The sequence below is a fragment of the Halorubrum sp. SP3 genome (assembly GCF_005435195.1).
GTDB lineage: Archaea > Halobacteriota > Halobacteria > Halobacteriales > Haloferacaceae > Halorubrum > Halorubrum sodomense.
Map to the genome: position 1 here is coordinate 84357 of NZ_SGTU01000002.1, position 15068 is coordinate 99424.

12 protein-coding genes are annotated in these 15068 nt (G+C 70.4%); 5 read left to right on the forward strand and 7 right to left on the reverse strand.

Annotated elements, in window-relative coordinates; genetic code table 11:
• Positions 1 to 4: 4 nt before the first annotated feature.
• Both gyrA and gyrB read right to left on the reverse strand, forming a co-directional pair.
• Complete coding sequence (gene gyrA, locus EXE42_RS01830; protein ID WP_092922743.1) at positions 5 to 2503, reverse strand: DNA gyrase subunit A; 2499 nt, start codon at positions 2501 to 2503, stop codon at positions 5 to 7.
• The gene (gyrB, locus tag EXE42_RS01835; protein WP_092922746.1) at positions 2500 to 4416 is read right to left on the reverse strand and encodes a DNA topoisomerase (ATP-hydrolyzing) subunit B; all 1917 of its coding nucleotides are present in this window, start codon (positions 4414 to 4416) and stop codon (positions 2500 to 2502) included. The genes gyrA and gyrB overlap by 4 nt, the downstream gene beginning before the upstream one ends.
• A 175-nt stretch (positions 4417 to 4591) precedes the next feature.
• Between gyrB and EXE42_RS01840 the strand changes: the two genes are divergently transcribed.
• The gene (locus EXE42_RS01840) at positions 4592 to 5803 is read left to right on the forward strand and encodes an iron-containing alcohol dehydrogenase family protein (protein ID WP_137705775.1); all 1212 of its coding nucleotides are present in this window, start codon (positions 4592 to 4594) and stop codon (positions 5801 to 5803) included.
• 37 nt (positions 5804 to 5840) lie between these two features.
• On the opposite strand, the gene EXE42_RS01845 is transcribed toward EXE42_RS01840, so the two are convergent.
• From EXE42_RS01845 to EXE42_RS01865, 5 genes are all read right to left on the reverse strand, one after another.
• Positions 5841 to 6224 (reverse strand): nuclear transport factor 2 family protein, encoded by a 384-nt coding sequence (locus tag EXE42_RS01845; RefSeq protein ID WP_137705776.1) that lies wholly within the window; start codon positions 6222 to 6224, stop codon positions 5841 to 5843.
• A complete protein-coding gene (locus EXE42_RS01850; protein ID WP_137705777.1) occupies positions 6208 to 7401 on the reverse strand; it encodes a potassium channel family protein in 1194 nt (397 codons plus the stop codon). Before EXE42_RS01850 ends, EXE42_RS01845 begins: the two co-directional genes overlap by 17 nt.
• A 100-nt stretch (positions 7402 to 7501) precedes the next feature.
• Positions 7502 to 8029 carry a hypothetical protein gene (locus tag EXE42_RS01855; RefSeq protein WP_137705778.1) on the reverse strand — a complete coding sequence of 176 codons (528 nt, stop codon included), beginning with the start codon at positions 8027 to 8029 and terminating at the stop codon, positions 7502 to 7504.
• 45 nt (positions 8030 to 8074) lie between these two features.
• A complete protein-coding gene (mch, locus tag EXE42_RS01860; protein WP_092922760.1) occupies positions 8075 to 9013 on the reverse strand; it encodes a methenyltetrahydromethanopterin cyclohydrolase in 939 nt (312 codons plus the stop codon).
• Between the two features lie 241 nt (positions 9014 to 9254).
• On the reverse strand, positions 9255 to 9752 hold the full coding sequence (locus EXE42_RS01865; RefSeq protein WP_137693269.1) for a hypothetical protein: 498 nt from the start codon (positions 9750 to 9752) through the stop codon (positions 9255 to 9257).
• Between the two features lie 261 nt (positions 9753 to 10013).
• Here EXE42_RS01865 and EXE42_RS01870 point away from each other — a divergent pair, with 261 nt between their 5' ends.
• From EXE42_RS01870 to EXE42_RS01885, 4 genes are all read left to right on the forward strand, one after another.
• Positions 10014 to 10754, forward strand: a complete 741-nt coding sequence (locus tag EXE42_RS01870; RefSeq protein ID WP_137705779.1) for a DUF726 domain-containing protein — start codon at positions 10014 to 10016, stop codon at positions 10752 to 10754.
• Between the two features lie 85 nt (positions 10755 to 10839).
• On the forward strand, positions 10840 to 11682 hold the full coding sequence (locus tag EXE42_RS01875; RefSeq protein ID WP_092922769.1) for a translation initiation factor eIF-2B: 843 nt from the start codon (positions 10840 to 10842) through the stop codon (positions 11680 to 11682).
• Positions 11683 to 11810: 128 nt separating this feature from the next.
• Entirely contained in the window at positions 11811 to 12794 is a 984-nt protein-coding gene (locus EXE42_RS01880) for a hypothetical protein (protein WP_137693267.1), read from the forward strand.
• 194 nt (positions 12795 to 12988) lie between these two features.
• The gene (locus EXE42_RS01885) at positions 12989 to 15067 is read left to right on the forward strand and encodes a long-chain fatty acid--CoA ligase (RefSeq protein WP_137705780.1); all 2079 of its coding nucleotides are present in this window, start codon (positions 12989 to 12991) and stop codon (positions 15065 to 15067) included.
• The last annotated feature ends 1 nt before the right edge of the window (position 15068 follow it).

A 15068-nucleotide genomic window follows, 5' to 3' on the forward strand; every position in this document is an offset into this window, starting at 1 on the left:
ACGGCTACGCCGAGTCGTCCGTCTCGGCGGCCTCGTCTCCGTCCGGGGCGGCGTGGACCGACTCGGGGACGATGTCGACGGAGGCGACCTCGTCGTCGGGTTCGAGGTTCATCACGATGACACCCTTCGTGTTGCGGCTCACCGTGGATATCTCCTCGACGCGGGTCCGCATGATCTGGCCGTCGGCGCTCATCGCGACGAGGTGGTCGCCGTGGGTGACCGCCTCGATGGCGACGGCCTCGCCGTTGCGGTCGCCGGTCTTGATGTCGACGAGCCCCTTCCCGTTCCGCGACTGCGGGCGGTACTCGTCGAGGTCCGAGCGCTTCCCGTAGCCGTTCTCGGTGACCGTGAGCACCCAGTTGTGGTACGCGTCGTCGATGGCGGCGACGCCGGCGACGGCGTCGTCCTCGCGGAGGTCGATCCCGATCACGCCGCGGGCCGTGCGACCCATCGCGCGGGCGTCCGACTCGTCGAAGCGGATCGCCATCCCGTGCCGGCTGCCGATGACGATGTCGCGGTCGCCGTCGGTCACTTCCACGTCGACGAGCTCGTCGCCGTCCTCCAGCCGGATCGCGCGGATCCCGGTCGACCGGATGTTGCCGAACTCGTCGACCGCGGTCCGCTTGACGTAGCCGTCGCGGGTGACCATGGTGAGGAACTCGTCGTCGTCGAGGTCATCGGTGTTGACCACCGACTCGATCTCCTCGCCGTCGTCGAGGTCGAGGAGGTTGACCGCGGACTTCCCGCGCGCCGTGCGTGACATCTCCGGGATCTCGTAGGTCTTCAGCTCGTAGATCTGCCCGTGGTTCGTGAACACGAGGAGGTAGTCGTGGGAGTTGGCCGCGAACACGGAGGAGACGCGGTCGCCCTCCTTGAGTCCGGTGCCGATGATCCCCTTGCCGCCGCGGTTCTGCGCGCGGAACTCGTCGAGCGGCATCCGCTTGATGTAGTCGTCCTCGCTCATCACGACGACGCACTCCTCCTCGGGGATGAGGTCCTCGTGGGTCACGTCCCCGACGTCCTCGATGAAGCTCGTGCGGCGCTCGTCGTCGTACTCCGCTTTGATTTCTCGGAGCTCGTCGACGATCACCTGGTCGAGCTCGTCGGGGTCAGAGAGGATGGTCTCCAGCCGCTCGATCCGCGCGTTCACCTCCTCGTACTCCTCCTCGATCTCGGCCGTCTCCATCGAGGTGAGCGAGCCGAGCTGCATCCGGACGATGTGGGCCGCCTGCGCCTCGGTGAAGTCGAACGTCGACTCCAGCGCGGCCTTCGCGGCGTCGCGGTCGTCGGAGTCCTGGATCGTCTCGACGACGCTGTCGACGTTGTCGAGCGCCTTCAGGCGCCCTTCGAGGATGTGCGCTCGGTCCTCGCGCTCCGCGAGCTCGTGCTCGGAGCGCCGCCGGACCACTTCGCGGCGGTGGTCGACGTAGTGTTCGAGCGTCTGCTTGAGGTCTAACACCTGCGGCGAGCCGTCGACTAAGGCGAGGTTGATGACGCCGAACGTCCGCTCGAGGTGGCTCTCGAGCAGCTGGTTCTTGACGACCTCGGCCATCGCGTCGCGCTTGAGCTCGACGACGATCCGGATCCCGTCGCGGTCGGACTCGTCGCGGAGGTCGCGGATCCCCTCGATCGCGCCCTCGTTGACGTCCTCCGCGATCCGCTCGACGAGCCGCGACTTGTTCTGCTGGAAGGGGAGTTCCGAGATGACGATCCGGCCCTCCTCCTCCATCACTTCGAACTCGGCGCGGACGCGAACCCGTCCGCGACCCGTCTTGTACGCCTTGTGGACCGCGTTCCGGCCGACGATGTTCGCGCCGGTCGGGAAGTCCGGCCCCTTGACGTGTTCCATCAGGTCTTCGACGGTCGCGTCCGGGGTCTGAATGAGCTCGACGGTGGCGTCTATCACCTCGCCGAGGTTGTGCGGCGGGACGTTCGTCGACATCCCGACGGCGATGCCCGACGAACCGTTGACGAGCAGGTTGGGGAACGCCGCGGGCAACACCTCCGGCTCCTCCAGGCGATCGTCGTAGTTCGCCTGGAAGTCGACGGTGTCGCGCTCGATGTCGGCCATGAGCTCCTCCGCGATGGGGGCCATCCGGGCCTCCGTGTACCGCATCGCGGCCGGCGGGTCGCCGTCGACGGAACCGAAGTTCCCCTGCCCGTCGACGAGCGGGTAGCGCATCGAGAAGTCCTGCGCCATCCGCGCGAGCGTGTCGTAGATGGCGCTGTCGCCGTGCGGGTGGTAGTCACCCATCGTCTCGCCGACGACGGACGAGGACTTGCGGTGCGCGGAGTTGCTCGTCACGCCCGCCTCGTTCATCGCGAAGAGGATGCGGCGGTGGACGGGTTTGAGCCCGTCTCGCACGTCCGGGAGCGCGCGGCCCGCGATGACCGACATCGCGTAGTCGATGTACGACTGCTCCATCTCGTCCTCGATGCGGGCGTTCGTCACCTGCGCGGCGCGCACGTCGCCCGGGTCGGCGTCCGGCGTCTCCGAGCTCATATGTCCACCCACTCCGCGTCGGTCGCGTGCTCCTTGATGAACTGTTTCCGCGGCTCGACCGCGTCACCCATCAGCACGTTGAACATCCGGTCGGCGGCGGCCGCGTCGTCGATGTTGATCCGCTTGAGGCGGCGGTTCTCCGGGTCCATCGTGGTGTCCCACAGCTGCTCGGGGTTCATCTCGCCGAGGCCCTTGAACCGCTGGACCTGGGTGGGGTTACCGTCGCACTCCTCCTCGACGATGCGGTCGCGTTCTTCCTCGGTCATCGCGTCGTACGTCTCGCCGCGGTAGCGGACGCGATAGAGGGGCGGCTGGGCCGCGTACACGTAGCCGGCCTCCAAGAGGGGCTTCATGTGGCGGTAGAGGAGCGTGAGAAGGAGCGTTCTGATGTGGGCTCCGTCGACATCCGCATCCGTCATGAGAATTATTTTATTATATCTGACATCTTCGATGTCGAATTCTTCTCCGATCCCCGCACCGATCGCGGTGATCAGCGCGCGGATCTCGTCGTTCTCCAAGATGCGGTCGAGGCGGTGTTTCTCGACGTTGAGGATCTTCCCCTTCAGCGGGAGGATCGCCTGGTTCTCGCGGTTGCGGCCCTGTTTTGCCGAGCCGCCCGCAGAGTCGCCCTCGACGACGAACAGCTCCGCCTCGGTGGGGTCGCGGGTCTGGCAGTCCGCCAGCTTGCCGGGGAGCGCGGTCGACTCCAGCGCCGACTTCCGGCGGGTGAGCTCCTCGGCCTTCTTCGCGGCCTTCCGCGCTCTGGCGGCCTCGGCGGCCTTATGGACGACCTTCTCGGCGGTGTCCGGATTCTCCTCGAAGAAGGTGCCGAGCTTCTCGTGGGTGGCGGACTCGACCACGCCGCGGACCTCGCTGTTGCCGAGCTTCGTCTTCGTCTGCCCCTCGAACTGCGGGTCGGGGTGTTTCACCGAGACGACCGCCGTGAGCCCCTCGCGGACGTCCTCGCCCTTGAGGTTGGCGTCGAGGTCGTCGACGAGTCCGTGCTCGTTGGCGTAGTCGTTGACCGTCCGGGTGAGGGCGGTCTTGAACCCGGTGAGGTGGGTGCCGCCCTCCCGGGTGTTGATGTTGTTCGCGAACGCGTGGACGGAGCCCTGGAGCTCCTCGGTCGCCTGCATCGCGACCTCGACGTGGACGCCATCGGTCTCGTCCTCGAAGTAGATGACCTCCTCGTGGATCGGCGAGCGCGTCTCGTTGAGGTACGCGACGAACTCCCGGATGCCGCCGTCGTACTTGAACGTCTCCTCGGTGTCGTCGCGGTCGTCGACGAGGCGGATCTCGACGCCGGAGTTGAGGAACGCCAGCTCGCGGAGCCGGTTCGCGAGCGTCGAGGTCTGGAACTCGGTCGTCTCGAATATCTCCTCGTCGGGCCAGAAACGGATCTCCGTCCCGGTCGACTCGTCCGGTCCCATATCGCGGACGCGCTCGAATCCGTCCTCGGCCGGTTCGCCCCGTGCGAACTCGTGACGGAAGACGCCGCCGTCGCGTCTGACCTCGACCTCCAGCCGCTCGGAGAGCGCGTTGACGACGCTGACGCCGACGCCGTGGAGGCCGCCGGAGACCTGGTACGACTTGGAGTCGAACTTCCCGCCGGCGTGGAGGACGGTCAGGATGACCTCCAGCGCGGGCCGGTCGTACTCCTCGTGGGTGTCGACCGGAATTCCCCGCCCGTCGTCGCTGACGGAGACGGAACCGTCGTCGCGGATCCGCACCTCGATCTCCTCGCAGTGGCCCGCGAGGGCCTCGTCGATGGAGTTGTCGACGACCTCGTAGACGAGGTGGTGGAGCCCTCGACCGTCCGTGGACCCGATGTACATCGCCGGTCGCTTACGGACGGCCTGTAGGCCTTCGAGGACCTGTATTTGGCCGGCTCCGTATTCGCTCTGCTCTGACATAGGAACTTACCGTCGCTAATCGCCGTCGGGTTATAAAGCCGGCGCACGCGCGCGGGCGTGAGAGAGACGCCAGCGACGCAGATTCGCCACGCGGTCCGGCCCCGGTCCGGACCACGACGGCGGTGTGACGGCACGTCCCACAGCTACAAACCGACGCCGCGCGTATCGCCCTCCGATGCTACCGATCGCGGACTCCTTCGAACACGTTCACCGCGGCTGCGAGATCCGGTACGGTCGAGGCCGGATCGCCGACCTCGGCGGCTGGCTCGGCGACCGCGGCCTCGACGACGCGCTCGTCGTCTGCGGTTCGAACACGGGCGCGAACGACGCGCTGATGGACCCGGTTCGAGAGGGCCTCGGCGACCGGCTCGCCGGCGTCTTCGACGGGACCTCCCCCGACAAGCGGATCGAGACCGCGTACGACCTGCTCGACGCGAGAGCCGAGGTCGGCGCGGACGTCCTCGTCGCGGTCGGCGGCGGCGCCAGCCTCGACATCGCGCGGCAGGCGACGCTGCTCGCGGCCGACGGCCGCGACCTCGGCGAGCTCCGCGCCGACGCGGAGGACGGGCCGGACGCGCTCGGCGACCTCGCCCCCGGGAGCGACCCGGCGCTCCCGTCCGTCGTCGTGCCGACGACGTTCGCGGGCGCGGACGTCTCCACCGGCGGGTCGCTGGAGGTCTTCTCGGCCGACGAGTCCCCGACCGGCCAGCCGGTGAACGTCAGCGGGAGCGGCGCGTGGCCGCTCGCGGACGTGGCGGACCCGGCGCTGTTCGAGACGACGCCGACCTCGGTGCTGGCCGGATCGGCGATGAACGGCTTCGACAAGGGGATCGAGACGCCCTACGCCCGCGACGCCGACCCGATGAGCGACGCGGCCGCTGTCCACGGGCTCCGGCTCCTCTCCGACGCGCTCCCGCGCGTGGCCGGCGACCGGCCGGGCGGCGAGGCGGCGACAGACCGCGCGGTCGTGGGTGCGTTGCTGGTCCAGCTCGACCGGAAGATATCGGTGATCCACGCGTTCGGCCACGGGTTCGCCCGGCGCTACGACGCTCAGCAGGGCGCGGTCCACGCGGTCGTCGCGCCCCACGCGCTGGCGTACCTCTTCGACGAGGTCGACGCGAGCCGCCGGGCGCTCGCGGCCGGCCTCGGTGTCCGGACCGACGGCCGCGACGACGACGCGATCGCCGAGGACGTCGTCGAGGCGGTCGCGGAGGTCCGCGACGCGCTCGACGTGCCGAGCCGGCTCCGGGACCTCCCCGAGACCGACGAGGACGACCTGCCGGCGGTCGCCAAGTTCGTCGCCGAGGACCCGCCGATGGAGCGCGCGCCGGCCGACCTCGACGCGACCCCGGAGGGGATCCTCGGCGTGTTGCGCGCGGCTTGGTAGGCGCCGATCCGGCGGGCGACACCGCCCGCGCGCCGCCCTACGACTCGGCGGCGTACGTCTCCAGCGCGGTCAGCGTCTCGCCGTCCGAATCGAACGCGTCGACGAACGCGAACAGCTCCTCGCCGTCGGCGTCGAGCAGTCGGCCGCGGACCGCCACGCCGGGACCGGACGGGTAGACGCGGTCGACGACGTGCGTGGTGTCGGTGTTCGGCCGCTCGTCGCGCATGAACGCGACGAAGCGGTCGCGTCCCTCGAACGTTCGGTCGGGGCGTCGCTGAACGAAATCCGGGTCGAGCAGCGATCGCAGCCGATCGTACTCGCCCGCGTCGAGCGCGTCGTAGTAGGCCCGGGCGAGGGCGGTGGGGTCGGAATCCGCGAGCGGCGCCGCTTCCCCCTCTCCGCCCTCACGCCGCGAGGGCATCGAACTCCTCGGCGGAGGTCCGGGTCCCCTTCGAGATGATCACGTCGCCGCCCCGGAGCGTGGTGTCGATGTCGGGCCCGACCAGCCACTCGTCGTCCGAGCGCCGGATCGCGAGGACGCTCGTCGAGATGTCGGTCGCGGGCACGCCGTCGACGACCGCGGTCCCGTCGAGGTCGCTCCCCGCGGCGACCTCGGTGCGGGTGATGATCTCGTCGGACTCCTGGACCGCCATCTCCACGACCGGGTGGACGTCGAGGTCGCGGCGGACCCCCTCGGTGATCGCGAGCGCGGCGTCGGAGATCTCCTCGGTCGCGACGCCGAGGTGGATGAGTCCGCGCAGCGACACCGGGTCGTCGGCCTCGGCCGCCGCCCGGAGCGTCCACGCCTCGAAGCGCGACTGGAGCGCGTCGACCTCGATCTCCAGGTTGCTCACTTCCTCGGCCAGCTCCTCGTTGTCGAAGAGGACCGAGCCGTACGCCAGGTCGACGGCGAGCTCCGAGAGGTTCTTCATCAACACGATCGAGTCGACCGCGCGTTCGAGGTCGTCGATCGCGGGCTCGGGCGACGGCGCCGGCTCGAACGGCTCGCCGCTCAGTTCGGGGTACACGTCGGCCACGCCCCCTTCGGGCCCGCGCAACAGCGTCACGTCGCCCGCCTCCAGCCGGGTTCCCGGTCCGGGGTTGAGGATCCAGTCCTCGTCGCGGCGGACCGCGATGACGCGGACGCCCGTCCGCGACTCGAGGTCGATCGCCTTCAGCGTCCGACCGGCGTACGCGGACTCGTCCGCGACCGTCCCCCGGACGAGCGTCTCGACGCCCTCGGAGAGCGCGCTCCGCATCGCGCTCGGGATCCCGATCTCCTCGGTGACGATCTTGGCGATGTCGCCCGCGGCGTCCGCGACCTTCTCCGCGGCGGCGATCACGCCGAGGACGGGGGCGAGCGTCTCCGCCTCGCCGGGGTTCCGCGCCGCGAGCATCAGGCTCATCCGGGCGCGCATCTGGAGCGCGTCCATCCGGTGTTCCAGCTCGACGACCTCGTGCGCGACCGTCGGGCTCCCGTGGAGGACCGCCGAGTACGACAGGTCGATCAGCAGCTCCGCCGTGTCCTTCATCTCGACGAGCAGGTCCTTGACGCTCGTCGGCTCGTAGCGGACCGTGCGCCCGTCGAAGCGTCCCATGTGACTCCGTCTCCGGCACCGAGTAAAAGGCTTGTTGCGGGGACGGCGCGCGGGCGAGCGAGGTTTGTTGCGAGAACGGCTCGCGGGCGAGCGGGCCGAGTCAGAGCGCGTCGCCCGCGACGTAGCCGGGGTCGCTCCCCGACGCTTCCGGGTCGCCGTCGACGGGCGCCGCGAGGCCGACGAGCGCGAGCCAGCCGAGCAGCCGAGACGCGCGCTCACGCCACGCGGTCTCCCAGTCGGGGTTCCGAGCTCTGTCGTGACGGGGGACCGCGTCGCGAGTGGCCGCGAAGAGGTCGGCGGCGGTCAGGGGGTCGCCGGGCGAGGCCTCGTCGAGCGCCGCGAGCGCCTCCGGGACGAACAGGACCCCTTCCTCGAGTCCCGCGCGGACGTGCTCCCGGGTCGGTTCGGCGTCGGCCCGGACGAACCCCCGGGAGGTCTCCTCGACGAGGCCGAGCGCGCGCAGGAACGCGAGCCAGTCGTTTGCGGTCCGGCGGTCGGGGAGGTCACAGCGCCGACGGAGTCGAGCGCAACAGTCGTCTGTGTCGCCGGGGACGAGCGGGACCGCGCGCTGGTACTCGCGGAGCGCGTCGAGGTCCGACGGCGGTTCGGGGACTGGTTTGAGTCGCACGGGATTCGGGGCGTAGCCGGTGGAGTGAGAGGTCGAGCGGTCGGCTCAGCGGTAGCCGAACGACTCCGCGAGCAGTTCCTCGTTCGTCTCGCCCACCGTGTAGACGGGGCCGTCGACGACGTCGACGGTGACTTGCGCCGGGGCGAACACGCTCTCGGGCACGTCGTAGAAGTCCCAGTCGGCGTCCTCGAACACCTCGACGAAGGGGGTCCCGTACTCCTCGTCCGCGGTCGAGACTATCTCGTCGAAGCGGTCGTCGTCGCGGGCGACCTGGAGGTGGACCTCGCCGCCGTACGCCAGCGCGTCGTTCGTCCGCCCCATCGCCTCGGCCTCGTCGCGGGTCGCGGGCGCGAGCGGTGCGGACCCGGAGGCGTGGAGCACGTCGGTGGGCTCGTAGCCGACCTCCAGCAGGCGGAAGACGGCGAGTTCGGCGGCGCGGGCCGCGGTGGTGACGGAGCCGGCGGTCGAGCCGGTGGCGAACGTCGGGAGGAACACGCCGTCGGCGTCGACCTCGGCCATCTCCGCGACCTGCTCGGCCACCGCCTCGTCGGGCAGCGTCGTCGACTCGACGGCCAGCGTGGCGAACTCGGAGGAGTCGTAGTAGCCGACGCGCTCGAACTCGGTTTCGCGGCCGACGAGCGCGCGGGCCGGCCCGGAGCCGAGCCCCTCGAAGCCGCCCTCGGTCGTCAGCTCCCAGCCGGCCTTCTGCGAGCAGAGTAACGCGATCGCGGGGTGGTCGGTCGACAGCTCGACGTGCTGGCGCGGCGCGCCGGCGAGCTCGCCCATCCGGGTCTGGAGGTTCGCCAGCCCGGCCGTCTGGATCTCCGCGAGCAGCAGGCCAGCTTCGACCCCGCCGGCCGCGTCGACCCCGAAGTCGACGACGGTGGCGCCGTTGTCCAGCTCGTAGCCGACGACGTCCAGCTCGCCGGCGAAGTCGAGCGCCTCGTCGACCAGCTCGATCGCGGTCCGGTTGATGCTCTCCATGTCCGGGCCTACTCGCTCCCCGTTTAAGGGGTTTGGCTGTTCGGCTCAGGGACGCTCGGGAATCAGCCGAACCCGATCAGTCACGGGAGACGCGGTGGCGCGTGCCTGCGAGCGGCCGCCCTCGACGGCGGCGACCGGGGCTTTGGAGGAGTTCACCGTCGACCGCCGGTCAATCAGGTATCAGCGAGCGTCCGGGGCGTTCCCGGTGTCGGACTCGATTCGTAAATCGCCCACCGCGCAGTCACCAGAAGCCGCCGTCGGAGTCGCTCGGACCGCCGGCCTCGCCCGGACCGGTCGGACCGCGCGGCCCGCTCGGCCGCGGGTCGGGGTTGATCTCGACCGGTTCCGACTCCGCTTTCGGATCGATCTCGCGCCCCTCCGCGTAGCGGACGAACGAGAGGTAGAACGGCTCGCCGCAGCCGACGCCGTCCGCGTCCGGTTCCCGGTACGGCTCGTCGCCGCCCACGTCGGTGCCGCGGACGCCGTCGTGCGGGTCCCAGTCGACGCCGTCGCTCTCCCCGCAGACGAACCGGACGCCGTCCGGCTCGACCGCGTCGCCGCCTTCGCCGCCGTCCTCACTCCCACCGCCCTCCTCGGCGTCGAACGGCTCCGTCGGCGCGACGTACGTCCATCCCTCCAGCGGGTACGGCGTCACCGACTTGTCCGCGAGGTACCCCTCGCGTTCGAGCGCGACGAGCGTCCCGCAGTGCGGACAGTAGTACGTGACCGGGTAGCTCATACCCCTCGTAGGAGATCGATCGATAAACAGCCGTCGCCGCCGCGTCAGGTATTTGATCGTCCGAGGCGACGATCCGATATCTCACCGGACACCTCTGGAGACGGCTCAGACGGATCGGACGGCCCCGCCGAACTCGTCACCCGACGACGGGTCCTCTACGGCGTCGCGGGCGGCGTCGGGCTCCTCGGCGGCGGCGGCCTCTACGTCGCGAACGCGCTCGACGGCGACTTCGGCGGGTACGAGGCGCCCGAGACGCAGCCGATGGTATCGACCCGCGGGCGCCTCGACGACGGCGATCCGACGGAGCGGTCGGGCTCGTGGGCGTTCGGCGGGGCCGACTCCGTGGTCCTGTTCGTTCACGGGCTCGGCGCGGACGCCGAGTCGGCTCGGAATCAGGCCTACACCGCGCGGCTGGGACTCGCCGCGGCGACGGGCGAGGCGGCGGCGACGGACGACGGTACCACGGAGAGCGCCCGCCCCGTGGTCGGCTACTCGTGGGCGTCGAACGTCGACTGGGGGCTGGCCAAGGAGACCGCGGACGCCAACGCCGTCCCGCTGGCCGACTGGCTGGCGGCGTGGGCCGACGAGGACGGGCGACCCGTCCACCTGTTCGCGCACTCGCTGGGCGCTCGCGTAACGGGCGCCGCGCTCCGGGAACTCGCGGACCGCGGGCGGACGGACGTCCTCGCGTCGGTCTCGCTGTTCGGCGGCGCGATCCCCGACGAGAGCGCCGGCGTCGGCGGTCGGTACGGGTCCGCGATCGCGACGCTGGACGCGCCCGTCCGCAACTTCCACAGCCGGAACGACCGCGTCCTCGGGTGGGTGTACCGCGCCTCCGACCGGACCCGCGCAGTCGGGCACGGCGGACTCCCGGACGGGGCGACCGCGCCCGACGGCTACGCCGACGTCGACGTCACCGATCTGGTCGCGGACCACTACTCGTACGTCGAGCCGGAGGAGGGATGTCTGCCGCGCGCGGTCGGCCGGCTCGGGTTCGACTAGTCAGCCGGCGCGGCGGATCGCCACGGCGCCTCGCCGCCGGTTCTCCCCCGGAACCCCTTTTACCGGCGCGGTCGACCATTCGGGCATGATCGACGAGACCGTCGCCGAGATCCGGGCGATGCGGACCCACAGCACGTCGGCGGTGGCCGTGAAGGCGACGCGGTCGCTCGCGGACCTGCTCGACCGCGAGTACGTGACCGTCGACGAGTTCGAGCGCGACCTCGAACACAACGCGGGGGTGCTGCGCCGGTCGAACCCCTCCCACGCCGCGCTCCACAACGCGATGCGCGACGTCGAGCGCTCCATCGTCGGCGAGGCGACGAGCGTCGAGGGCGCGAAACAGCTGCTCGAGGACGTCATCGCCCGCGTCGTCGACGACATCGAGACGGCGAAGGGCGAGGCGGCCGCCAACGCGGCCGAACACATCGAGGACGGCGACACGCTGCTCGTCCACGACTACTCGACGACGGTGTTGGAGGCCGTCGAGAACGCGGCCCGCGACGGCGCGCACCTCACCGTCTACGTCACCGAGGCGCGCCCGCGGACCCTCGGTCGGAAGACCGCGCGCGTCCTCGCCGGCGTGTCCCGCGTCGAGACGCGGATGGTCGTCGACAGCGCGATGGGGTACGCGCTTCGCGACTGCGACCGCGTTCTGCTCGGCATCACCTGTATCACCGGCGGCACCTACTACAACCGGATCGGCACGTTCCCGCTCGTCGTCACCGCCCGCGAACTCGGCGTCCCCGTCACCGCGGTCGGCTCGGGGGCGAAGACCATCGAGGAGTTCCGCTTCGAAAACGAGTTCCGCGACGCCGTCGAGGTGATGCGCGAGCCGGTCGAGGACGTCGAGATCGAAAATCCCAGCTACGACGCCACCCCGATCGGGATGATCGACACCGTGATCACCGACGACGGCGTCCGAAACTGACGCGAAAGCCGGAACGAATCCCCCTACTCGGACGAAGCGTAGCGAACCAGCGGGAAACGAGCAGCGAACCGGCGCCGAACCGAGCCCGGACGAAAACGCTTTGTGTGTGTACCGTGTTAACAGACCTAATGAGCGTTCACACGGGTTCGACGGCGGTCTTTCAGATCCCCGATCAGGGGGTGACGGTAGCGGGATGTGCGAGCACGTGGTGCGAGCTGTGGGCGGTCGCGACCGAGCCGGGAGTCGTAACGGCGGTCGCGCTCGCCGGCGTTCTCGCCCTCCTCGCGTTCGCGTACGTCCGCGACGCCGAGGCGGCCTGCCGCCGCGAGCGACGCCGCGTCCTCGACGAGCGAGACGCGTTCGAGGCGTTCGCCGACCGGGTGGCTGAGATGGACACCGTCTCGGTCGCGACCGAGCCGGGTCCCACCGGCGTGCCCGCCGGCGCCCTCCGCGGCCTCGGCTCGGCCCGAAACGGGAGCCCTCCGGGCGGCGGCCCGGGCGGGGGCCGGGACGCGACGCTCCGGCGGGTGATGGCCGCGTACGAGGACACCGTGCTGTCGCTGCCGCACTACCGGACCGAGTACGACGAGACGGCCGCGGAGAGTCTCGCGGCCGAACTCGGCCCGGACACGGCGACCGCGCTGGCGACCGACGGCGGGCTGTCGAGCGGCGCGCAGTCCGCGCTCGTCGACCGGAGTCGGCGCGCCGTCGACGCGCGGGACCGACTGGCCGACGCCATCGAGGAGGAGACCGACGAACTGGCCGACCGGGAGACGACGCTGTCGTCGATCGACCGCCGTCGCGGGCGGCTGATCGACCACCTGGACGGAGTCCGATCCGACAGCGAGATCGACGCGGCGATCGACGTCTGGAACCGACTGACGGAGCTCGAAGGCGAGTGCGACGAGCTCGCGGCCGACCGGCAGCGGTCGCTCGACGAGCCGCCGATGACCCCGCGTTTCGACGCCGATCCCGACCGAACGTTCTACGAGTACCTCTACGGTCCCACCGACGGCCCACACTACCCGGTGTTAGCGCAGATCGCGGAGCTCGCCGACCGGATCCGCGCGGACAAAGACGGGGTCGAGGCGCGGATCGCAGACGGCCGCTAGCCCTCCCCCGACTGGAGCACGAACGGCACGTTTTCCCGATACTCCCGTCACGAGCGGTATCGCTCCTGCGCTCGCGCTCGTCGTGGCGGGCGGGCGCACCGCGGCGACGGCGCTCGGGATCCGATCGAGGGGCCGATCGGAGAGAAACTCAAAACTACCGGATTGTTTATGACGGTCGGGCGGGACTAGGCGGTATGAGTTGGCAAGCGGCGGAACGGGCGTTCACCGACGACGCCATCGCCCGAGAGACGCTCCCGCGCACCTTCGAACGCACCGCGGAGCGGCACGCGGACCGGATCGCACAGCGATACAAAGGGGGGATCCACGACCGATCGCTGGTTACCGACGGGGTCGTTCCGCAGGCGCCCGCGGGCGAGTACGCCGATCTGACGTACGCCGAGATGCGAGATATCGTTCGGAACCTCGCCGCGGGGCTCCGTGACCTGGGCGTCGACGGCGACACGAGAGTGGCGATGTACTCGCAGACTCGCATGGAGTGGGCCCAGACCGACTTCGCGGCGCTTGCCGCCGGCGCCGTCGTGACGACGGTGTACGCCTCGTCGTCGCCGAGCCAGCTGCGGTACCTATTGGCGGACCCGGAGGCGACCGTCGTCGTCGCGGAGGATCGGGAGATGCTCGAGGACGTGCTCGCGGTGCGCGGTGACCTCGACCACGAGCTGAACGCGATCGTGACCCTCGACGACGTCGACACCGACGGTCGCGCCGCCGAGGCCGCCGACGGCGAGGGCGCACTCGACGACGTGTACACCCTCGGCGAGGTCCACGGTCGCGGCGCCGCGGCGTTCGACGAGGCGGCCTACGAGGGGTGGATCGACGCCGCCGAGGTCGACGACCTCGCCAGCCTGATCTACACCTCCGGGACCACCGGGAAACCGAAGGGCGTCCGGCTCACCCACGCGAACTTCCGTGACAACGTCTCGCAGTGTTACCGGCGGTTCGCGGACCGACCGGACCGCGACCCGGACGTGCCGGGGATCTCCGCGGAGACGACCACCCTCTCCTTCCTCCCGCTCGCGCACGTCTTCGAGCGGATGGCCGGCCACTACATGATGTTCGCCGCGGGCGCGACGGTCGCGTACGCGGAGAGCCCCGACACGCTCCGCGAGGACTTCGGACTGGTGCGCCCGACGACGACGACGAGCGTCCCGCGCGTCTACGAGAAGCTGTACGACGCGATCCGCGAGCAGGCGGCCGAGTCGCCGGTCAGAGAACGCGTCTTCGAGTGGGCGGTCGGCGTCGGCCGCGCCCATCACGAGGCCGACGACCCCGGCACGCTGCTCGACGCCAAGCGCGCCGTCGCGGACAGACTGGTTTTCTCGTCGGTCCGGGAGGCGATCGGCGGCAACGTCGACTTCTTCATCTCCGGAGGCGGGTCGCTGTCGGCCGAGCTCTGCGCGCTGTATCACGCGATGGACCTGCCCATTCTGGAGGGGTACGGCCTGACGGAGACGTCTCCGGTCGTCAGCGTCAACCCGCCCGAGGATCCGAAGGTCGGCACCATCGGTCCGCCGGTCGTCGACACGGAGATCGCGATCGACGGCGCGGTCGTCGGCGAGGAGGTCGCGGACCTGGCCGGGGACGTCGGCGAACTGCTCGTCCGCGGTCCGCAGGTGACCGACGGCTACTGGAACCGTCCGGACGCGACCGCGGAGGCGTTCGTCGATGCGGACGATCTCCCCGACGACGCCGTGACCGCCGGCACGCCGCCCGACGAGCGCGTCGGATCCGGCGACGTCGACCCGGACGCCGAAGCCGCGGCCACCGAGCCGTGGTTCCGCACCGGCGACATCGTCCAGCTCCGCCCCGACGGCTACGTCGCCTTCCGAGAGCGCGCCAAGCAGCTGCTCGTGCTCTCGACCGGAAAGAACGTCGCCCCCGGCCCGATCGAAGACCGGTTCGCCGCCAACGAGTTCGTCGAGCAGTGCGTCGTGATCGGCGACGGCCGGAAGTTCGTCTCCGCGCTCCTCGTCCCGAACGTCGAGCGGATCGACGCGTGGGCCGACGCCAACGGGATCGACCTCCCGGCGGAGCGGGCGGCGATCTGCCGCGACGACCGCGTCCGCGAGCGGATTCAGGCGGAGGTCGACCGCGTGAACGAGGCGTTCGAGCCCTACGAGCAGATCAAGCAGTTCCGGCTCGTCGAGGAGGAGTTCAGCGAGGAGAACGACCTGCTCACGCCGACGATGAAAAAGAAGCGGCGCAACATCTTGGACCGGTTCGGGGACGAGGTCGAGATGATCTACGAGGAGTGAC